Genomic DNA, 19695 nt, shown 5'->3' on the forward strand with positions numbered 1-19695 from the left:
CCACTTGGACTAGACCATACAGGTCGACGTGCCCCCGTCAAGAGGGTTGCGGGAAAGGTCAGTTGAGGCGGTCGGAGGGCAAGGCACGCCGGGCAAAAGCCATGAACAACTATATTTACTATGGAACGCATAAAATGCCTGCATTTGCTGGGTTTCACTGATGTTCACGCCCTCCGGGGGGACGTATGACTTCGCAGAGCGGTACGGCAGTGAAAGACCCAGGAAGCCAGGTCAGGGCCGGTTGGCTACGGCGGCTGGGGGAGTGGTGCGCCCGGCACTTCATCACCGTCCTCGTTCTCTGGCTCGTCGCACTCGGCGGGCTGTACGGACTCAATGCCGCGTTCGGCGGCACCTACTCCGACAACTTCTCGCTCCCCGGTACGCAGTCGGACGAGGGGGCGCGGGTGCTCGCCCGGCATGTCCCGGGGGCGGGCGGCATCGGCGCCCAGGTGGTGCTGTACGACGCGCGGCGGCCGCTGACCGGCGTACGGAGTCAGGTCGACCGGGCGGTCGGCTCGCTCAGGACGCTCCCGCACGTACTGTCCGTCACGAGCCCCCTGCCCCCGACGCCCTCGGCGCCGCCCACCGGGGCGCTGACCCCCGACGGCAGGACCGGCTACATCGGCATCCAGTTCAACGCCAACCCCACCTCGTTCGGGGGCTCCTATCTTCGCGGGGTCGACGCGGCGGTCCAGCCACTGCGCGCCGCCGGTGTGCAGGTCGAGTACGGGGGGCTGCTCGGCGAACTGGCCCGGCCCGTGCCCGCCGATCTGACCAGCGAGGCCATTGGGTTCGCCGTGGCGGTGATCGTCCTGCTGATCGGCTTCGGCAGTATCATCGGCGCCGCGATCCCGCTGGTCACCGCGCTGGTCGGCGTCATCGTCGGGGTGAGCTGTCTGGGGCTGATCGCCGCGGCCACCACCTTCGCCAGCGTCTCGCCGACCCTGGCCACCATGATCGGTCTGGGCGTCGGGATCGACTACGCGCTGTTTCTGATCACCCGTCACCGGCAGCGGCTCATCGACGGGGCCGACCCGGTGACGGCGGCCGGCCGGGCGGTCGCCACCAGCGGCCGTGCCGTCATCGTCTCGGGCTGCACCGTCATCGTCGCCCTCGCCGGGCTGTATGTGTCGCAGATCGGCTTCATCGGAAAGCTGGGCGTCGCCGCCGCCGTCACGGTCGTCACCGCCGTCGTCGGCGCCATCACGCTGGTACCCGCGCTGCTCGGACTCGCCGGACGCCGCATCGACCGCTACTGGGTCCGCCGGCCGGTCGCGGAAGGTGACCCGGCCCCGGCCCCGGCCCCCGCCCCGGCCGCGAACAGCGTGAAGCGCGGGGAACGTACGAAGCGCACGGAGCCGGCCGACGGGACGGCACGCGACGGCGCGGCGCACGACGGCTGGCACCGGTACGCGCAGCGGGTGGAGCACCACCCCTGGTGGTTCCTGCTCGCCGGACTCGTGGCGGTGGGCGTGCTCGCGATCCCGCTGTTCTCCATCCGCCTCGGACATATCGACGACGGCGCCGACCCCACCAGCTTCACCGACCGGCGCGCCTACGACCTGATCTCGGCCGGCTTCGGACCGGGCGCCAACGGGCCGTTCATCCTCGTCGTCGACCAGAGCGCGGTGCCGGCGGCCGACCGCCCCGCGCTGGCCTCCCGGCTCGACAAGGCGCTCACCGATGTCCCGGACGCGGCCAGTATCACGCCTCTCCGACCCACCGCCGACGGTCAGTTGCTGACCGGTACGGCGATCCCCAGCGGCTCGCCGCAGTCGGCCGGGAGCACCACACTCTTCCACCATCTCAAGGACGACATCCTGCCGGGGGCGGTGTCGGGCACCGGTGCGAAGACGTATGTGACGGGCGTGAGCGCGGCCATGGAGGACTTCCTCGATCTCATCACCGCCCGGCTCCCGCTCATCATCGGCGTCGTCGTCGCCCTGGCGTTCCTCATCATCCTGATCGTGTTCCGCGGCCTGCTGGTGGCTCTGAAGGCCGCCGTGCTCAATCTGCTGTCGATCGCCGCGTCGTACGGAGTGGTGGTCGCCGTCTTCCAATGGGGCTGGGGCGGGCCCTCGTTGGGCATCTCGGGGACGGTGCCGATCGAGAGCTACGTCCCGATGATGATGTTCGCCATCGTCTTCGGACTGAGCATGGACTACGAGGTGTTCCTGCTCGCGCGGGTCCAGGAGTCATGGCTGCGTACCCACGAGAGCAAGGGAAGCGTGGCACACGGTCTGGAGATCACGGCGCGGGTGATCAGCTGCGCCGCGCTCATCATGGTCAGCGTCTTCGCCGCGTTCATCCTGAGCGACAACATCGTGGTGAAGATGCTGGGCCTCGCTCTGGCGGTCAGCGTCCTCATCGACGCCACGATCGTCCGCCTGCTGCTCGTGCCGGCGGTGATGACACTGCTCGGCAGAAGCGCCTGGTGGCTGCCCCGGTGGCTGGACCGGATCCTGCCCCGGGTGGACAGGGAGGGCGAGGGGGCGACTGCGGATCGCCGGAGCGTGTCCGACGGGCGTCCGGGGGCGGGAGTCCAGGGCCCGCCTCATTGACGTGACTCATCGACCCGACACATTGACGTGGTCGCGTCATGGTCGTACCTTCCGGGAGCGCTCTCATGCACCTGTCCGCCCTCGCCCGCGTCGCCCGACCACGGAGTGGCCCATGTGGACAACGTTGTCAGCCCGAATACGTCTCCTGATGGCACCGACCGTCGCCGCGCTGGTGATGAGCACGCTCGCGGTGGTGACGCCCCAAGCCGCCGCGGCCACGCCCGCCGCTCCCGAGGCCGCTCCCGCCGCCACCATCTGCAACGCGTACTGCGACGCCCGAGACCCCGCGCTCGCGCCGGAGGACCGCACCCCCGTCGCCGCCACGCTCTTCTCGCGATCCATCACCCTGCACTTCAACGACCATGACGCGATGGGCTGGGCCTCGATCGGCAACGGCAACCCGGGCGACGAGGTCTGGCTCGACCGGTCCTTCGACGGCGGGCGCACCTGGAGCTCCGGCAGCCGCCTCGGTGCCACCACCGTGCCCACCGGACAGCGCGGCTGGCGCACCCTGATGTACAACGTGGACGACTGGAACAACCGCGGCGTCGGCGCCCTGCGCGCCTGCGGCAAGGCCGGCGACCGTACGGAGATCGCGTGCACGCCGTGGGCGCGTACGACCTGGAACGCCTACGACCGGCGTACGGCCGCGGCCACCGCGCAGATGCAGTTCTACAACAACGGCACCGGTCTGTTCGACACCAGCGGCTGGTGGAACTCCGCCAACGCCCTCACCGCGATCATCGACAACATCAGGGTCACCGGCATGCCCAGCTACCGGTACGCCATCGCCCAGACCTACGACCGCCAGCTGGGCGCGGCGGACGGTCAGTTCCGCAACGACTACATCGACGACACCGGATGGTGGGGACTGGCCTGGGTCGCCGCGTACGACCTGACGGGCGACAGCCGCTATCTGAACACCGCACGCGCGGACGCCGACCACATGGCCGCGTACTGGGACGGCACCTGCGGCGGCGGTGTGTGGTGGAGCACGGCCAGGACCTATAAGAACGCCATCGCCAACTCCCTCTACATCCAGCTCAACGCGGCGCTCCACAACCGGATCCCGGGCGACACGGCCTATCTGGGCCGGGCCCGCGCCGGCTGGTCCTGGTTCCAGGGGACCGGGATGGTCAACGGTTCGCGCCTGGTGAACGACGGTATCGACCTGGGTACCTGCCGCAACAACGGCACCGTCTGGTCGTACAACCAGGGCGTGCTGCTGGGCGCGCTCACCGAGCTGCACCGCGCCACCCAGGACGGTCAACTCCTCACCACCGCGCGGCAGCTCGCCGACGCGGCCACCACCACCCCGTCCCTGCACACCACGGACGGCATCCTGCGCGATCCCTGCGAGGGCGGGGACTGCGGGGGCGACGGACCGTCGTTCAAGGGCGCGCATGTACGCGGGCTCGGCAAGCTCAACGCCGCGCTCGCCGACCACCCCTACACGGCGTATCTGAGGAAGCAGGCCGACACCGCGTACGCCCGGGACCGCAATCCGCTCGACCAGTACGGGCTGCGCTGGAGCGGCCCGGTCGACACGGCGGACGCCGCGCGCCAGCACAGCGCCCTCGACCTGCTCAACGCCGCTCCGTGACGCGCGGCGGACGCGGACCGCGCGCCGGCCGCCGGCCACCGGCCGCTGCGGATGCGGGATCGCCCGGCAGCGGTGATGGTGGACGTGACCACCGTTCCGAGCGAGGAGCCGAACATGTCGATGCTCGACAAGCTGAAGGGCCTCTTGAAGGGCCATGAGGACCAAGCGCGCCAAGGGGTGGAGAAGGCGGGCGACGCGTTCGACCGGAAGACGGGCGACAAGTACAAAGACCAGGTCGACATGGCCCAGAAGAAGATCGAGGAACAGCTCGGCACCGAGCGGCCCAGGGACGACAGGCCGCCGCAGGGCTGACGGGCGGGGGACGTGCCACTGACCGACGGTCCCGTGCACCGTCGGTCACCGCGCTGCCTCGGCCCGGCCCAGGCTCGTCCGCTGCCCCGGCCCGGCCCTGGCTCGTCCGCTGCCCCGGCCCGGCCCTGGCTCGTCCGCCGCTCAGTCCCGCTTCTTCCGCTCCAGGGCCGCCCGTACCATCGCCGCCGCGAAGAGGGCCGGATCGGTGTCACCGGCCAGCCGCGCCAGCGCCTTGGGCTCGTCGGGCAGTCCGCGCCCGCGCGCTCCCTGGAGGGCCTTCGCGTCCAGGTACGGGGCGACCTCGGGCCAGACCCCCTGGACCTCGCGCAGGAAGATGTCCACACCGACGGGGCCGAGCCCCGGCACCTCCCGGAGCAGCGACCGAAGGGTGGTGATGTCGCCGTGCGCGGCCTCGCGGAGCCGGCGCAGATCCCCGCCGTATTCCTTGAGCAGCAGTTCGGCGCCCACGCCGAGCTGTGTCGCGGTGCGCTCGTCGTAGCGTCGGTAGCCCCCCTCGCCCAGCGCGTCCACGCGCTGCTGCCAGGTGGCGTCCGCCATATGGCGCGCGTCGCGCAGTCCGGCGTCCGAGAGCGCGCGGGAGGCCGCGACAGCGGTCCCGCTGCGGATCCGTGCGCTCAGCAGACAGGACAGGACCAGCAGTTGGTAGAGCGGCTGCGGGGTGTCGCGCAGATGGATACCCGCCTCATCGGCGTACGTCCGGCCAAGGGTGTCGAGCAGGTCCCGTACGGCTTCGCGGGTGCCGGTTGTGGGCACGACGCACCTCCTCCGTTCAGTGGCCGTTTCCATTGTGACGCGGTCAGGTATCAGACGCACGCGTTCGAACATCGAACCGGAAGCGCTTTCTGTCCGTGCCATGAATGACATGGGCACGACTTCCGCTACGAGAGGGATCACCCCGCAATGAACAGACCGGAGTTACCCCGACGCGTCCGGCGCACGGCCGCCGTTGCCGTTCTCGCTCTCTGTTCGGTCCTCGCGGTCCCGACCGCGTCCTCCGCCTTGCCCGCCCCCATCGCCGCGCCTCCCGCCTCCGCGGCCACCACCCCCGTCGTCACCTGGGCGGCGAGCGCCGACCGGCTCGACGCCGCCGTCCCCGCGCGCACCCACCGGGTCGTCGTCCACACCAGCGCGGGCGGCAGCGCGCTGCGGATCCGGCTGTCGAACGCCTTCGGCGAGCAGCCGGTGACCTTCGGGCGCGCCTACGCCGGGGTACGGGCCTCGGGCGCGGCCCTGGTGCCCGGCAGCAACCGCGCGCTGTCCTTCCGCGGCGCCGCCTCGGTCACCGTCCCGCCCGGTGGTTCCGTATACAGCGATCCGCTGCCCGGCGCCGTACCTCCCCAGTCCGATCTGGCCATCAGCGTGTACGTACAGGACGCGGCCGGAACCGCCACCGGGCACCGGATGGGCCTCCAGACCTCCTACATCGCGCCCGCCGGTGACCACGCGGCCGAGGACACCGCCACGCCCTTCACCCAGCAGACCGGTTTCCGCTACTACCTCGACGCGGTCGTGGTCGACGCCCCGCGCGGCACCGGGGCCGTCGTCGCGCTCGGCGACTCGATCACGGACGGCGCCATCTCCACCGCCGACGCCAACCGCCGCTGGCCCGACTTCCTGGCCGGTCGGCTGCGGAGCGATCCCCGTACCACCCTCAAGGGCGTTGCCAACGAAGGGATTTCGGGCAACAAAGTCCTTTCCGACGGAGCGGGCGAGAGCGCGCTGAAGCGGCTCGACCGGGACGTACTGTCGCAGCGCGGTCTGCGCACGGTGATCCTGCTCGAAGGCGTCAATGACATCAAGGCGACCCCGGCGCCCACGGCCGCCCAAGTCATCGCCGGATACCGGGAGATCATCGCCAGGACCCATGCGGCCGGTGCCTGCGTGGTCGGGGCGACCGTCATGCCGTACGAGGGCTGGAGGGAGTGGAACGCGGGCGGCGAAGCGGTCCGCCAGGAGGTCAACACCTTCATCAGGGAGAGCGGCGCGTTCGACGGGGTGGTGGACTTCGACGCCGCGGTGAAGGACCCGGCGGCGCCGTCGAAGATCCTGCCCGCGTACGACAGCGGGGACCATCTGCACCCGAACGACGCGGGGATGAAGGTCATGAGCGACACCGTCGATGTGCGCGGTCTGCGCTGCGGCCGATAGCCACGGCTGTCGCGTACGAGGGGGCGGAGGCGTGTACGGCCTCCGCCCCCGGGCCGGTACGTGGCGCGTCACAGTGACGAGAGTGGCTGGGCCGGTACAGATCCCACTCGTACGGCCCAGCAACGCCGCCCTCCCACGCGCCGCGCGGCAGAGAGTGGAGTCGTACGCCCGCGCACCCCCCCCGCACCCACGGAGCCCGCCATGACCTGTCACAGCCGACGCGATCTCGGCCTGCTCGCCCTGCGAATCGGCACCGGAGTGGTGCTCGCCTCGCACGGCACCCAGAAGCTGTTCGGCTGGTTCGGCGGCGGCGGGATCGATGGGACCGCCCAGTCGTTCGAGGCGATGGGCTTCCGGCCAGGCAGACCGAGCGCGATCGCCTCCGGGCTCGCCGAGGCGGGGGGCGGCGTACTGCTGGCACTCGGCCTGGCCGCACCGGCGGCCGGGGCAGCGGCGGCGGGCGGCATGGCGGGAGCCATGTCGGTGCATGTCCCCAATGGATTCTTCGCCCAGTCGGGCGGCTTCGAATACCCGGCCTTCCTCGGCTGGACCGCGGCCTCCATCGGCGTGATGGGCGCGGGCCGCTACTCCCTCGACCGCGCCACCCGCCACTGTCTCGACCGGCCCTGGATGATCCCGGTCGCGTTCATGACCAGCGCGGCGGCGGCGATCGTGATCATCGAAAAACGCGCCAGGACGCTGGCATCCGACCAGTGGGCCGGCGCCGTGGACGACACCCCGGCAGACGGCTGACGTCTCTGTCCCGTGCGTGTCCACGTCTTCATGGTCCACATGGGAGAACCCGACAACCGCCTCACTTCGTACCCGCGCACTGGACGTAGGCTGGGACTTCGAGAGGTGGGGCGGGCAGAGGCGCGCGATGCCTCGACACCCGGTTGATGGAGCCCAGTTCGCGCGACACGGGGCCGAAGGCCGTCTAGCATCGCGATCATGCTGGCGCTGCTGCACACCTCACCGGTTCACGTTCCGGTCTTCGACGCCCTGCGGGACGCCGACCATCCAGGACTCGTCCTGCGTCATCTCGTGGACGAGTCCCTGCTCAGCCGGGCCAGGGCCGAGGGCCCGGACGCCGTCGCCGCCGATGTCCAGTCGGTGCTCGCCGGCGCCGTCGCCGAGGGGGCGACCGCGGCGCTGTGCACCTGCTCGACCATCGGCGAGGTCGCGGAGCGTGCCGCCCCCGCCCTCGGCGTGCCCGTCCTGCGGGTCGACCGGCCCATGGCCGTGGCCGCCGCCGCGGCCGACCGGGTCGTGGTGGTCGCCGCGCTGGACAGCACCCTGGGAGCGACGGTGGCGCTGATCCGGCAGGAGGCGGGGGAGCGGCACATCGAGGTGCGTACCGTACTGGTCGAGGGCGCGTGGGAGCGCTTCGAGGCCGGTGACCGCGACGGCTATCTGGACGCGGTGGCCGCCGCCGTCGACTCCGTCACCGAAGCGGATGTGATCGTGCTCGCCCAGGCGTCGATGGCCGACGCGGCGGAGCGCGCCGTGAGTGACATTCCGGTGTTCTCCAGCCCGCGTCCGGGGCTCAACGCCGCCGCTGCCGCCGCCGTTGCCATCTGACTTCCGAGACGCCCCTCCCGCGCGGGTCCGGCGGTCGAACGCGCGCGGGTACGCGTGGATCCGGCGAGCGTGGGCACGCGCTCCGGGAGACATTGGGAACGCACGACTCCCGCATTTCTGGAGGTCCGGCATGAGCCCCTTCCCCGATCCCGTACCGCCGGCGCCCATCCCGCCGCCGGGGCCGGTGCCGGGGCCCGGCCCCGCGCCGGAGCCCGTCCCGTCACCGCCGAGCCCCGCGCCCATCCCCGAACCCGAACCCATCCCGCGCCCGCCGGGCCCCGACCCCGTACCGGAGCCGGAGCCCTCACCGGGGCCACTGGGTTCGGGGGACTGGACGGGTTAGCCCGCCGAGACCTCGGAGCGGTCGCCGCCCCAGAGCGTGTGGAACGAGCCCTCACGGTCCGTGCGGCGGTAGGTGTGCGCGCCGAAGAAGTCGCGCTGCCCCTGCGTGAGCGCGGCGGGCAGCCGCTCGGCGCGCAGCGCGTCGTAGTACGCGAGCGCCGCCGCGAAGCCCGGCGTCGGCACACCCTGGTGCACGGCCGCGGCGACCACCGCGCGCCAGTCGTCCTGCGCCGCGCCGATCTCCTCCGCGAACTGCTTGTCGGACAGCAGGCTCGGCAGGTCGGGCCGCGTGTCGAACGCCCCGCGGATCCGGTCGAGGAACGCGGCGCGGATGATGCAGCCCGCCCGCCAGATCGCGGCGACCGAACCGAGGTCGATGTCCCAGCCGTACTCCTCGCTGCCCGCCTGGATCTGGTGGAAGCCCTGCGTGTACGACACGATCTTCGACGCGTACAGCGCCTGCTCGACCTGGTCGGCGAAGCGCGCCGCGTCGGCCTCGCCGAGCGGAGCGGCCGTCGGGCCCGGCAGCGTACGGGACGCCTCCCGCAGCGCGGCGTGCCCGGACAGCGAACGGGCGAAGACGGCCTCGGCGATGCCGGAGACCGGGACGCCCAGATCGAGGGCGATCTGTACCGTCCAGCGGCCGGTGCCCTTCTGCTCGGCCTGGTCGGTCACGATGTCCACGAACGGCTTGCCGGTCGCCTCATCCGTATGGGCCAGCACCTCCGCGGTGATCTCGATCAGATACGAGTCGAGCCGGCCGGTGTTCCACGACCGGAAGGTCTCCGCGATCTTCGCGGGGGAGTAGCCGGCCACGGACCGCAGCAGGTGGTACGCCTCGGCGATCAGCTGCATATCGGCGTACTCGATGCCGTTGTGCACCATCTTCACGAAGTGGCCCGCGCCGTCGGGGCCGATATGGGTCACGCACGGCGCGCCGTCGGGGGCCTTCGCGGCGATCCGCTCCAGCAGCGGTCCGAGCGATTCGTACGACTGAGGGGATCCGCCCGGCATGATGCTCGGCCCGTGCAGCGCCCCCTCCTCACCGCCCGAGATACCCACACCCACGAAGTGGATGCCGCGCTCGCGCAGTTCCCGCTCCCGGCGCCGGGTGTCCGCGAAGTGGGCGTTGCCGCCGTCGATGATGACGTCGCCCTCCTCCAGCAGCGGGGCGAACTCCTCGATCACGGCGTCCGTCGGTTCGCCGGCCTTCACCATGATGACCAGACGCCTCGGCCGCTCCAGCGCGGCGACGAACTCCGCCGCCGACTCGGCGGCGACGAAGGCGCCCTCGTCACCGAACTCGTCCACCAGAGCACGGGTCTTCGACGCCGTGCGGTTGTGCACGGCGACGGTGAAGCCGTTGCGGGCGAAGTTACGGGCGAGGTTGCGGCCCATCACCGCGAGCCCCGTGACGCCGATCTGGGCAGTACCACTCATGCGTGCGCTCCTGGATATCCGTCGGATGTGCCGTGCCTCGCCAGTACGTCCCGCCGGGGAGGGATACGCACCGCTGAAGACGGTCGTTCACCAATCGTCAAGCCGCCCGGGACCTTTCGCATTCCGGGCTTGTCGCATCGTGCCGTGTCCGGCGCGTGAGCGGCAACAAGGGCCGCGCCCGGGATCGTTCACAGAGTATTGACACCCTCTCAGCGGCGGCGTAACACTGACACGGCCTTGGAGAGCGCTCTCCCGCAGTGATTCCAAGCGGCATGGAGGTCCGCATGGCCGAGAGATTCCGCACCACCGCACTGATGTCCGCGTTACTCGTCGCCACCGCACTGGCTCTGGTGGCGTTCGGGTTCTCCGCGATTCCGGACACCGCCACCGCCACCACCCCGCGCGCGGCCGACCGCCCGGCCGCGGCCGGGCAGGCGGCGTCGGCCGCCCACGCCGGGCACAAGATGGCCCCCGCCGTCCCCGTACCGTCGGGGGACGACCCCGACGGGGACGGATACATACCGGCGAATCCGCCCGTGACCGGGGTGGAGCCGTCCACCGAGATCCCCCCGCACCGCTACTTCCACGAGTTCCAGGCGAATTGCTCGGTCACCCACACCAGGCCGGATGACCCGATCGTGTTCCCGGGTCAGCCCGGCAAGTCGCACGACCACACGTTCATGGGCAACAGGACGACCGACGCCAACAGCACCACGGCCTCGCTGAGCGGCGGCGGCACGGCGTGCAAGGCGCCGGGCGACAAGTCCGCGTACTGGATGCCGACCCTGTTCAAGGGGGACGCGGCGGTCGCGCCGGTCGGTCCGCAGGTCATCTACTACAAGTCGGGTGTCACCGACTACCGCACGGTGCGGCCGTTCCCCAAGGGGCTGCGCTTTGTCGTCGGCAGCCCGATGCAGACGGCCGACGAGTTCCGCAACCACCCGGGCTGGGTGGAGGGCTGGGAGTGCGGGAACCAGTACAACAACACCGAAATCCCGGCGTCCTGCCCGACCGCCCAGGACGTTCAGCTCAACCTCCGCTTCCAGGCGCCGAGTTGCTGGGACGGAAAGTATCTGGACACCCCGAACCACCAGAGCCATATGGCCTATCCGGTCGCGCAGGGCGCCAACCAGGACGTCTGCCCGACCTCACACCCGGTGGCTCTGCCGATGATCGAGTTCAAGATGGCCTGGCCCGTCAACGGCGACTTGTCGCAGGTCAGACTGGCCAGCGGTACGGGGCACTCGTTCCACTACGACTTCTTCAACGCGTGGGACGACGCGACGCTGAACGCGCTGGTCCAGCACTGCGTCGTGGGCGGACTCCAGTGTGACGCCCGGGGCTACGACCAGACCCACCCCGAGGCGGGGGCCGCGCTCGACGCGGACTACGAACTGCCCTGACCGGTGCGCTCTCCCCGATGGGTGCCGCACGCCCATCGGGGAGAGCGCTCTCCCATGCTCGCGCCCGTACCCGCGCCCCCCCACTTCCCGAGGAGACACCACCTCATGCACCCACCCGCCGTACACCCTGTACGCAGGCCCGCCGGCCGAGCCCGCCGGGTCGCCCCGCTCGCCGTCGCCGCGCTCTTCGCCGCCTGCGCGGTGGCCCTCCCTGCCCCCGCCGCGCACGCCGCGGGCAGCGTCGTCAAGGTCACCGGATCGCAGGGCTCCTGGCAGCTGACCGTCGATGGAGCGCCCTATCAGGTCAAGGGCCTGACCTGGGGCCCCGCGGTGGCGGACGCCGCGCGGTACATGCCCGACGTGAAGTCCATGGGCGCCAACACCGTACGCACCTGGGGCACCGACGCCACCAGCCAACCGCTGTTCGACGCGGCGGCGGCCAATGGCGTCAAGGTCATCGCCGGCTTCTGGCTCCAGCCGGGCGGCGGTCCCGGCAGCGGTGGCTGTGTCAACTATCTGACGGACACCACCTACAAGAACAACATGCTCGCGGAGTTCCCCAGGTGGGTGGAGACCTACAAGGACCACCCCGGCGTCCTGATGTGGAACGTGGGCAACGAGTCCGTCCTCGGACTCCAGAACTGCTACAGCGGCACCGCGCTGGAGCAGCAGCGCGACGCGTACACCACCTTCGTCAACGAGATCACGAAGAAGATCCACGCGGTCGACCCCAACCACCCGGTGACCTCCACGGACGCCTGGACCGGGGCCTGGCCGTACTACAAGCGCAACGCGCCCGACCTCGATCTGTACGCGGTGAACTCCTACGGTGATGTCTGCAATATCCGCAAGACCTGGGAGGACGGCGGCTACACCAAGCCCTATATCGTCACCGAGGGCGGTCCCGCCGGTGAGTGGGAGGTGCCCGATGACGCCAACGGCGTGCCCGACGAGCCCGCCGACACCGCCAAGGCGAGCGGCTACACCAAGGCGTGGGGCTGTATCACCGGTCACCCGGGCGTGGCGCTCGGTGCGACGCTCTTCCACTACGGCACCGAGTACGACTTCGGCGGCGTCTGGTTCAATCTGCTCCCGGCGGGCCAGAAGCGGCTCTCGTACTACGCCGTGAAGCGGGCCTACGGAGGCAACACCTCCGCCGACAACACTCCGCCGGTGATCTCCTCGATGGCGGTCGACGGCGCGGCCTCGGTCCCGGCCGGCCGGGAGTTCACCGTACGGACGTCGGTCTCGGACCCGGACGGCGACCCGCTCAGCTACCAGCTGCTGCTGGGCAGCAAGTACCTCGACAATTCGGGGCAGTTGACGGACGTCCGGTTCACCGACACGGGCAACGGCACCTTCCGGGTCACCGCGCCCGAGCGGCTCGGGGTGTGGAAGGTGTACGTCAAGGCGTCCGACGGCAAGGGCAATGTCGGTATCGAGACGAAGTCCTTCAAGGTGGTGCCGCCGCCGGTCGACGGGACCAATCTCGCCCAGGGCAGGCCCGCCACGGCCTCCTCGTCCCAGCCGAGCGGCACCGGCTGCCCCTGCCCCGCGGGCAACGCCGTCGACGGCTCGTTCGACACCCGCTGGGCCAGCGACTGGAGCGACCCGCAGTGGATCCAGGTCGACCTGGGACGGAAGACAGCGTTCCGGCACGTTCAACTGGCCTGGGAAGCCGCGTACGCCAAGGGCTACACCCTCCAGACCTCCGACAATGGGCAGGACTGGTCCACGCTGAGGACCGTCACCGACGGCAATGGTGGGATCGACGGCCATGACGTCGCCGGAGATGCCCGTTATGTACGGGTCAACGCGACGGTACGGGGCACCGCTTGGGGCTACTCGCTCTACGAGTTCGGGGTGTACGGCTGACGCCACCGGTAGCGCGGAACCCCGCGGCGGGTCACGGATTCTCCGTGGCCCGCCGCGGAATGTTTAGCGGGCGATTTTGCGTATACGGGCGCCGCCCACAGGTAAAGCACGGACCGCATCGGGCGCCGATCGGGCGCGCGAGGAGCCGTATTCGGGCAGTGATCCGCGCAACACCGCCCCTGCCATCCGCGATGACCAGCGCAATCCCTCTTGATGAAACGGGCATGAACGGGCACAGTCGATGCTGCGAAGAAGCTGGTCGCAGCGGGTCCCTTGCTTGTACAAACGATCCATGAGCCCGAACGGGTGATGAGCCGCAGCAAAGCAGGGAAGTGTGTCACCGTGGACACCGACGAACGACGACGAGAAATTCTTGAGATCGCCCGACGAGACGGGTCAGTGGAAGTCAGCGCACTGGCCACGAAGCTCCGGGTCGCGAAGGAGACCGTCCGGCGTGATCTGCACGCCCTGGAAGGTCATGGACTGGTACGGCGTACCCACGGCGGTGCCTACCCGGTGGAGAGCGCCGGGTTCGAGACGACTCTCGCGGTACGGACCACCAGGCTCGTACCCCAGAAGTCACGGATCGCGGCGGCCGCCGCGGATCTCCTGGGAGACGCGGAAACGGTCTTCGTCGACGAGGGTTTCACCCCTCAGCTCGTCGCCGAGGCGCTGCCGCGGGACCGGCAGCTGACCGTGGTCACCGCCTCCCTCGCCGTGGCGACCGCACTCGCCGAGGCCGAGAAGATCGCCGTACTGCTGCTCGGCGGGCGGGTGCGTGGCTCCACCATGGCCACGGTCGATCACTGGACCACCAGAATGCTCTCCGACTTCGTCATCGACCTGGCGTACGTCGGAGCGAACGGCATCTCCCGCGAGTACGGCCTCACCACCCCCGATCCGGCCGTCAGCGAGGTGAAGGCCCAGGCCATGCGCAGCGCCCGCCGCCGGGTCTTCGCCGGGATCCATACCAAGTTCGGCGCCGTCAGCTTCTGCCGCTTCGCGGAGGTCGGCGATTTCGAATCGATCGTGACGGACGCCGGTCTGCCGTCGGCCGAGGCGCAGCGCTACTCACTGCTCGGCCCGCAGGTCATCCGCGTCTGAATCAGCGGGCATTACCCCCCATTTCGCCCTCTTCCCTCGGTCCGCCCCCGGTCCGAGGCGGGGCAGAGCCGTCCCAGAACCCCTCTCGTAACGATGATCAGGAGAAATCTCATGCCCCTCCAGCAACGACGACGCGCCCTCCGCGTGCGTGTGGGCGCGAGCGCGGCCCTGGTGGCCCTTCTCGCGGGGTGCAGCGGCGCGGGCGGCGCCTCTTCGTCCGGTGGGGGTGACACCCTCAATGTGCTCATGGTGAACAACCCGCAGATGGTCGAGTTGCAGAAGCTGACCGCGGACAACTTCACCAAGGACACCGGGATCAAGGTCAATTTCACGGTGCTCCCGGAGAACGACGTCCGTGACAAGATCACCCAGGACTTCTCCAACCAGGCCGGCCAGTACGACGTCGCCACCATCAGCAACTTCGAGGTGCCGTTCTTCGCGAAGAACGGCTGGCTGCACTCGCTCGACGAGTACACCGCCAAGGACAAGGCCTTCGACCAGGGCGACATCCTCAAGCCCCTCCAGGAATCCCTCACCGCGGAGGACGGCAAGCTCTACGGCCAGCCCTTCTACGGCGAGTCGTCCTTCCTGATGTACCGCAAGGACGTCTTCGACGCGAAGAAGCTGACGATGCCCGCGAAGCCCACCTGGCAGCAGGTCGCCGACCTCGCCGCCAAGGCGGACGGCGCGGAGGAGGGCATGAAGGGCATCTGTCTGCGCGGGCTGCCCGGCTGGGGCGAGGTCATCGCCCCGCTCACCACCGTCGTCAACACCATGGGCGGCACCTGGTTCACCAAGGACTGGGAGGCGCAGCTGACCTCCCCGGAGTTCACCAAGGCCACCCAGTTCTATGTCGACCTGGTGCGCAAGCACGGTGAGGCGGGCGCGCCCCAGGCCGGCTACGCCGAGTGCCTGAACAACATGACGCAGGGCAAGTCGGCCATGTGGTACGACGCCACCGCCGGGGCCGGCTCGCTGGAGGCCAAGGGATCCCCCGTCAAGGGCAAGATCGGCTACGTACCCGCGCCGGTGGACAAGACGGACAGCTCCGGCTGGCTGTACACCTGGGCCTGGGGCATGCAGAAGGCGTCCGCCAAGACCGAGAACGCGTGGAAGTTCATCTCCTGGGCGTCCAGCAAGGAGTACGAGAACCTCGTCGGCGAGAAGATCGGCTGGTCCAATGTGCCCGCCGGCAAGCGCGCCTCCACGTACACCAACCCGGACTATCTGAAGGACGCGGCGGCCTTCGCCGATGTCACCAAGCAGGCCATCGCCAACGCCAACCCGCGTGACCCGGGCACCCAGCCGCGTCCCACGGTCGGCATCCAGTTCGTCGACATCCCCGAGTTCACCGACCTCGGCACCAAGGTCTCGCAGGAGATCAGCGCGGCCATCGCCGGCAAGAAGACGGTCGCCGAGGCGCTCAAGAACTCGCAGGCGCTCGCCGAGAAGGTAGGCAAGGACCAGAAGTGAGTACCTCCGTCAGCACCCCCCCACTCTCCCCGGCCGGCGCGAAGCGCCCCTCGGCGCCCCGGCGCGCCGGCCGGGGGGCCCCGGGCCGGGCCCGCGCCTGGGCCACCCGTGCCCCGCTGCTGCCCGCCCTGATCTTCCTGATCGCGGTCACCCAGCTGCCGTTCGTGGCGACGCTGGTGATCTCGCTCTTCGACTGGAACTCGCTCGCCCCCGACGACCGCAGCTTCTCGGGGCTCTCCAACTACGGTTCCGTCTTCACCGACGCGAGTCTGCGCGAATCGGTCTTCACGACCGTGCTGCTCACCGCGACCGTGGTGATCGTCAGCGTGGTCCTGGGACTGCTGCTGGCCCTGCTGCTCGACCGTAAGTTCATCGGCCGCGGCTTTGTCCGTACGCTGCTCATCACGCCGTTCCTGCTGGTCCCCGTCTCGGCCGCGCTGATGTGGAAGCACGTTCTCTACAACCCCGAGTACGGCCTGCTCAACGGCGGTTGGGCGTGGTTCACCGGACTCTTCGGAGTCTCCAGCCCCGCCCAGCCCGACTGGATCTCCGACATGCCGCTGCTGGCGGTCGAGGCATCCCTGATCTGGCAGTGGACGCCGTTCATGATGCTCATCCTGCTCGCCGGACTCCAGAGCAGGCCCGCCGAGATCATGGAGGCCGCGAAGCTGGACGGCGCGACCGGCTGGCAGATGTTCCGCTTCCTGACCATTCCGCATCTGCGCCGCTATCTGGAGCTCGGCGTCCTGCTCGGGTCGATCTACATCGTGCAGAACTTCGACGCGGTGTTCACGCTCACCTCGGGCGGACTCGGCACCGCGAACCTCCCGTACACCATCTACCAGACCTTCTACCAGGCTCACGAGTACGGACTGGCCTCGGCCGCCGGAGTCGTCGTCGTGATCGGCACCATCGTGATCGCGACCTTCGCCCTGCGCGTCGTCTCGTCCCTCTTCAGTGAGGAGGCGAACCGGGCATGAGCACACTCTCCGTACCGAACACCGCCACCGCGTCGTCACGTCCCCGCATCGACAAGTACGCCCCCGCCGCCCGGCGGGCCAGGCGGCGCTCCGCCGGGCTCGGGCTGCTGGCCTGGATCGTCGGCATCGCCTTCTGTCTGCCGGCCCTGTGGATGCTGCTGACCTCCTTCCACTCGGAGACGGACGCGGCGACCAACCCGCCGTCCATCGGCGCGCCCCTCACACTCGACAGCTACCGGGTGTTCTTCGGCGAGGGAGGCGGCGCCAGCCCCTGGCCGCCGCTGATCAACTCCCTGACGGCGTCGCTGTTCTCCACGCTGTTCGTGCTGGTGCTGGCGCTCCCGGCGGCGTACGCGCTCTCCATCAAGCGGGTGGAGAAGTGGACGGACGTCATGTTCTTCTTCCTCTCCACGAAGATGCTGCCCGTCGTCGCCGGACTGCTGCCGGTGTATCTCTTCGCCAAGAACGCCGGGATGCTGGACAACATCTGGCTGCTCGTCATCCTCTACACCTCGATGAACCTGCCGATCGCGGTATGGATGATGCAGTCCTTCCTCGCGGATGTGCCGGTCTCCATCATCGAGGCCGCGCAGGTGGACGGCGCCCGGCTGCCCACCGTGCTGATGCGGGTGGTGGCGCCGGTGGCCGCGCCCGGTATCGCGGCCACCTCACTGATCTGCTTCATCTTCAGCTGGAACGAGCTGCTCTTCGCCAGGGTGCTCACCGGTGTGACGGCGCAGACCGCACCCGTATTCCTGACGGGCTTCGTGACCAGCCAGGGGCTTTTCCTCGCCCAGCTGTGCGCCGCGTCCGTCGTTGTGTCCCTGCCGGTGCTCGCCGCAGGTTTCGCCGCCCAGGACAAGTTGGTCCAGGGCCTTTCTCTTGGAGCTGTTAAGTAATGAGGGCAGCGATCGTCGAAGCCGTCGGCAAGGTCTCCGTCACGACGGTTCCCGACCCCACCCCCGGCCCCCGGGATGTGGTTGTCGCCGTCGCCGCGTGCGGGATCTGCGGTACCGATCTGCATATTCTCCAGGGTGAGTTCGCGCCCACCCTGCCCATCGTGCCCGGCCATGAGTTCGCCGGGGAGATCGTGGAGATCGGCTCCGAGGTCACCGAACTGTCCGTGGGCGACAAGGTCGCTGTCGACCCGTCGCTGTACTGCAACGAATGCCGTTACTGCCGCTCGGGCCGGGGCAACCTGTGCGACCGGTGGAACGCGATCGGTGTCAGCAAGCCCGGTGGCGCGGCCGAGTTCGCCGTCGCGCCGGTGTCCAACTGCGTCAAGCTGCCGGACCACATCGATGTCAAGGACGCGGCGCTGATCGAGCCGCTGTCCTGCGCGGTCCGCGGTTACGACGTGCTCCGCTCCACCCTCGGCGCGGATGTGCTGATCTACGGGTCCGGCACCATGGGCCTGATGATGCTGGAGCTGGCCAAGCGCACCGGCGCCACGGGCGTCGACGTCCTGGACATCAACCCGGAGCGGCTGGCGACGGCCAACAAGCTCGGCTGCTCGCGCTCCGGCGCCTCGGCGGAGGAGTTCGACCGGCCCGGCGGCTGGGATGTCGTGATCGACGCCACCGGCAACGCGGGCGCCATCCAGGACGGCCTCGGCCGGGTCTCCAAGGGCGGTACGTTCCTCCAGTTCGGCGTCGCCGACTACGCGACGACCGCGGTCATCGAGCCGTACCGCATCTACAACCAGGAGATCACGATCACCGGCTCCATGGCGGTGCTGCACAGCTACGAGAGGGCCGCCGCGCTCTTCGCCACCGGCGTTCTCGACCCCGCGGTGTTCATCAGCGACCGGCTGCCGCTGGAGCAGTACCCGCAGGCGATCGAGCGGTTCAAGGCGGGCCAGGGCCGCAAGATCGTGGTCCAGCCGTGAGTGAGGGTCCTGAGGTCGGCTCCGGCGCCGTTCTGGTGATGGGAGAGGCGCTGATCGACCTCGTACCGGTGCCGGACGAGCCGGAGCTCTACCGGGCCCAGCCGGGCGGCGCGCCCGCCAATGTCGCCGCGGGGCTGGCCAGGCTCGCCACGCCCAGCTGGTTCGCCGGCGCGCTCGGCGGCGACGGCTTCGCCCGGATGATCGAACAGCGGCTGGTCTCGGCCGGTACGGAACTGGGCCTGTGCGCGCGCTCGGAGCTGCCCACGACCCTCGCGGTCGCCGACCCGGGCCCGGACGGCACGAGCTACCACTTCCATCTCCAGGACACGGCGACCTTCCGGCTGCCGGACCACTCCGCGGTGGTCGACCGGTTCGCCGCGGTGTACGTGGGCGGGGTCGCGGCGGTCGTCGAACCGGCGGCCGGGGCGGTCGCGGCCACCGCGCGCGCGGGCGCCGAACGGTCCCTGCTGGTGGTCGACCCCAATGTGCGCCAGGACCGGACCATCGACCCGGAGCTGAGCGTGCGCCGGCTGCGTGAGCTGTGCGAGCTGGCGCACGTCGTCAAGGCGAGCGACGAGGATCTCGCGCGCCTGTGGCCGGACACCGATCCGGACGAGACCTGCCGGCGGCTGGCGGGGGAGGGCCGGCTTGTGATCCTCACCCGCGGCGCCAAGGGCAGCACGGCCTACGCGGGCTCCGCGGAACCGGTCTCCGTGCCCGCGGTCCCCGTCGAGGTGGTCAACACCATCGGCGCGGGCGACGCCTTCATGGCGGCCGTCCTCACCTGGCTGAGCGCCAACGGCACGCACCGCGAGGGTGGGGTGGCCGGGCTGTCGCGCGACCGGGTGGAGGAGATGCTTGTCCTCGCCTCCCGGGTGGCGGCCTCGGTGGTCGCCCAGACCGGTACGGAACCCTCGCTGCCCGACGCCGATCTCGGCTGACCTCCGGGCACGCGCCACTACGG

Annotated in this window: 16 protein-coding genes; 14 read left to right on the forward strand and 2 right to left on the reverse strand. The window is 70.0% G+C overall.

The genetic code is table 11. The annotated features are described in order from the left end of the window. The first annotated feature begins 185 nt into the window (after window positions 1-185). The 3 genes from ACFRMN_RS14000 to ACFRMN_RS14010 all read left to right on the forward strand — a co-directional run bounded on the left by ACFRMN_RS14000 (window position 186) and on the right by ACFRMN_RS14010 (window position 4476). Entirely contained in the window at window positions 186-2561 is a 2376-nt protein-coding gene (locus tag ACFRMN_RS14000; RefSeq protein WP_383018248.1) for an MMPL family transporter, read from the forward strand. Window positions 2562-2709: 148 nt separating this feature from the next. Then, on the forward strand, window positions 2710-4164 hold the full coding sequence (locus ACFRMN_RS14005) for a glycoside hydrolase family 76 protein (protein ID WP_383018251.1): 1455 nt from the start codon (window positions 2710-2712) through the stop codon (window positions 4162-4164). A 114-nt stretch (window positions 4165-4278) separates the two neighbouring features. Further along, window positions 4279-4476 (forward strand): antitoxin, encoded by a 198-nt coding sequence (locus tag ACFRMN_RS14010; RefSeq protein ID WP_383018491.1) that lies wholly within the window; start codon window positions 4279-4281, stop codon window positions 4474-4476. A 141-nt stretch (window positions 4477-4617) separates the two neighbouring features. Here ACFRMN_RS14010 and ACFRMN_RS14015 read toward each other — a convergent pair whose 3' ends face one another. Next, on the reverse strand, window positions 4618-5250 hold the full coding sequence (locus ACFRMN_RS14015) for an endonuclease (protein ID WP_383018254.1): 633 nt from the start codon (window positions 5248-5250) through the stop codon (window positions 4618-4620). Between the two features lie 147 nt (window positions 5251-5397). Here ACFRMN_RS14015 and ACFRMN_RS14020 point away from each other — a divergent pair, with 147 nt between their 5' ends. From ACFRMN_RS14020 to ACFRMN_RS14030, 3 genes are all read left to right on the forward strand, one after another. Further along, the gene (locus tag ACFRMN_RS14020) at window positions 5398-6645 is read left to right on the forward strand and encodes an SGNH/GDSL hydrolase family protein (protein WP_383018257.1); all 1248 of its coding nucleotides are present in this window, start codon (window positions 5398-5400) and stop codon (window positions 6643-6645) included. A 201-nt stretch (window positions 6646-6846) separates the two neighbouring features. Continuing rightward, window positions 6847-7398 (forward strand): DoxX family protein, encoded by a 552-nt coding sequence (locus ACFRMN_RS14025; RefSeq protein ID WP_383018260.1) that lies wholly within the window; start codon window positions 6847-6849, stop codon window positions 7396-7398. Window positions 7399-7596: 198 nt separating this feature from the next. Next, on the forward strand, window positions 7597-8226 hold the full coding sequence (locus ACFRMN_RS14030) for an aspartate/glutamate racemase family protein (protein WP_383018263.1): 630 nt from the start codon (window positions 7597-7599) through the stop codon (window positions 8224-8226). A 339-nt stretch (window positions 8227-8565) separates the two neighbouring features. Here the strand turns inward: ACFRMN_RS14030 and gndA are convergent, their stop codons facing one another. After that, entirely contained in the window at window positions 8566-10008 is a 1443-nt protein-coding gene (gene gndA, locus ACFRMN_RS14035) for an NADP-dependent phosphogluconate dehydrogenase (protein WP_383018267.1), read from the reverse strand. Window positions 10009-10292: 284 nt separating this feature from the next. Between gndA and ACFRMN_RS14040 the strand changes: the two genes are divergently transcribed. The 8 genes from ACFRMN_RS14040 to ACFRMN_RS14075 all read left to right on the forward strand — a co-directional run bounded on the left by ACFRMN_RS14040 (window position 10293) and on the right by ACFRMN_RS14075 (window position 19672). Continuing rightward, on the forward strand, window positions 10293-11411 hold the full coding sequence (locus ACFRMN_RS14040) for a DUF1996 domain-containing protein (RefSeq protein ID WP_383018270.1): 1119 nt from the start codon (window positions 10293-10295) through the stop codon (window positions 11409-11411). A 105-nt stretch (window positions 11412-11516) separates the two neighbouring features. Continuing rightward, the gene (locus ACFRMN_RS14045; protein ID WP_383018273.1) at window positions 11517-13286 is read left to right on the forward strand and encodes a discoidin domain-containing protein; all 1770 of its coding nucleotides are present in this window, start codon (window positions 11517-11519) and stop codon (window positions 13284-13286) included. A gap of 342 nt (window positions 13287-13628) precedes the next feature. Then, window positions 13629-14390 carry a DeoR/GlpR family DNA-binding transcription regulator gene (locus ACFRMN_RS14050; protein ID WP_030349305.1) on the forward strand — a complete coding sequence of 254 codons (762 nt, stop codon included), beginning with the start codon at window positions 13629-13631 and terminating at the stop codon, window positions 14388-14390. A 111-nt stretch (window positions 14391-14501) separates the two neighbouring features. Continuing rightward, window positions 14502-15863: an ABC transporter substrate-binding protein gene (locus tag ACFRMN_RS14055; protein ID WP_383018276.1), complete on the forward strand. Its 1362-nt coding sequence runs from the start codon at window positions 14502-14504 to the stop codon at window positions 15861-15863. After that, window positions 15860-16843: a carbohydrate ABC transporter permease gene (locus tag ACFRMN_RS14060; protein WP_383018279.1), complete on the forward strand. Its 984-nt coding sequence runs from the start codon at window positions 15860-15862 to the stop codon at window positions 16841-16843. Before ACFRMN_RS14055 ends, ACFRMN_RS14060 begins: the two co-directional genes overlap by 4 nt. Continuing rightward, entirely contained in the window at window positions 16840-17742 is a 903-nt protein-coding gene (locus ACFRMN_RS14065; protein ID WP_383018282.1) for a carbohydrate ABC transporter permease, read from the forward strand. The genes ACFRMN_RS14060 and ACFRMN_RS14065 overlap by 4 nt, the downstream gene beginning before the upstream one ends. Then, a complete protein-coding gene (locus ACFRMN_RS14070) occupies window positions 17742-18731 on the forward strand; it encodes a zinc-dependent alcohol dehydrogenase family protein (protein ID WP_383018285.1) in 990 nt (329 codons plus the stop codon). Before ACFRMN_RS14065 ends, ACFRMN_RS14070 begins: the two co-directional genes overlap by 1 nt. Continuing rightward, entirely contained in the window at window positions 18728-19672 is a 945-nt protein-coding gene (locus tag ACFRMN_RS14075) for a PfkB family carbohydrate kinase (protein WP_383018288.1), read from the forward strand. The genes ACFRMN_RS14070 and ACFRMN_RS14075 overlap by 4 nt, the downstream gene beginning before the upstream one ends. The last annotated feature ends 23 nt before the right edge of the window (window positions 19673-19695 follow it).

It is taken from the genome of Streptomyces sp. NPDC056835 (genome assembly GCF_042789485.1).
In the GTDB taxonomy this organism is placed as follows: domain Bacteria; phylum Actinomycetota; class Actinomycetes; order Streptomycetales; family Streptomycetaceae; genus Streptomyces.

What these genes read in the sequence shown, in the direction of transcription:
- ACFRMN_RS14000 (WP_383018248.1), top strand. Translation starts at nt 186, where the DNA reads ATGACTTCGCAGAGCGGTACGGCAGTGAAAGACCCAGGAAGCCAGGTC.
- ACFRMN_RS14005 (WP_383018251.1), top strand. Translation starts at nt 2,710, where the DNA reads ATGGCACCGACCGTCGCCGCGCTGGTGATGAGCACGCTCGCGGTGGTG.
- ACFRMN_RS14010 (WP_383018491.1), top strand. Translation starts at nt 4,279, where the DNA reads ATGTCGATGCTCGACAAGCTGAAGGGCCTCTTGAAGGGCCATGAGGAC.
- ACFRMN_RS14020 (WP_383018257.1), top strand. Translation starts at nt 5,398, where the DNA reads ATGAACAGACCGGAGTTACCCCGACGCGTCCGGCGCACGGCCGCCGTT.
- ACFRMN_RS14025 (WP_383018260.1), top strand. Translation starts at nt 6,847, where the DNA reads ATGACCTGTCACAGCCGACGCGATCTCGGCCTGCTCGCCCTGCGAATC.
- ACFRMN_RS14030 (WP_383018263.1), top strand. Translation starts at nt 7,597, where the DNA reads ATGCTGGCGCTGCTGCACACCTCACCGGTTCACGTTCCGGTCTTCGAC.
- gndA (WP_383018267.1), bottom strand. Translation starts at nt 10,008, where the DNA reads ATGAGTGGTACTGCCCAGATCGGCGTCACGGGGCTCGCGGTGATGGGC.
- ACFRMN_RS14040 (WP_383018270.1), top strand. Translation starts at nt 10,293, where the DNA reads ATGGCCGAGAGATTCCGCACCACCGCACTGATGTCCGCGTTACTCGTC.
- ACFRMN_RS14045 (WP_383018273.1), top strand. Translation starts at nt 11,517, where the DNA reads ATGCACCCACCCGCCGTACACCCTGTACGCAGGCCCGCCGGCCGAGCC.
- ACFRMN_RS14055 (WP_383018276.1), top strand. Translation starts at nt 14,502, where the DNA reads ATGCCCCTCCAGCAACGACGACGCGCCCTCCGCGTGCGTGTGGGCGCG.
- ACFRMN_RS14065 (WP_383018282.1), top strand. Translation starts at nt 16,840, where the DNA reads ATGAGCACACTCTCCGTACCGAACACCGCCACCGCGTCGTCACGTCCC.
- ACFRMN_RS14070 (WP_383018285.1), top strand. Translation starts at nt 17,742, where the DNA reads ATGAGGGCAGCGATCGTCGAAGCCGTCGGCAAGGTCTCCGTCACGACG.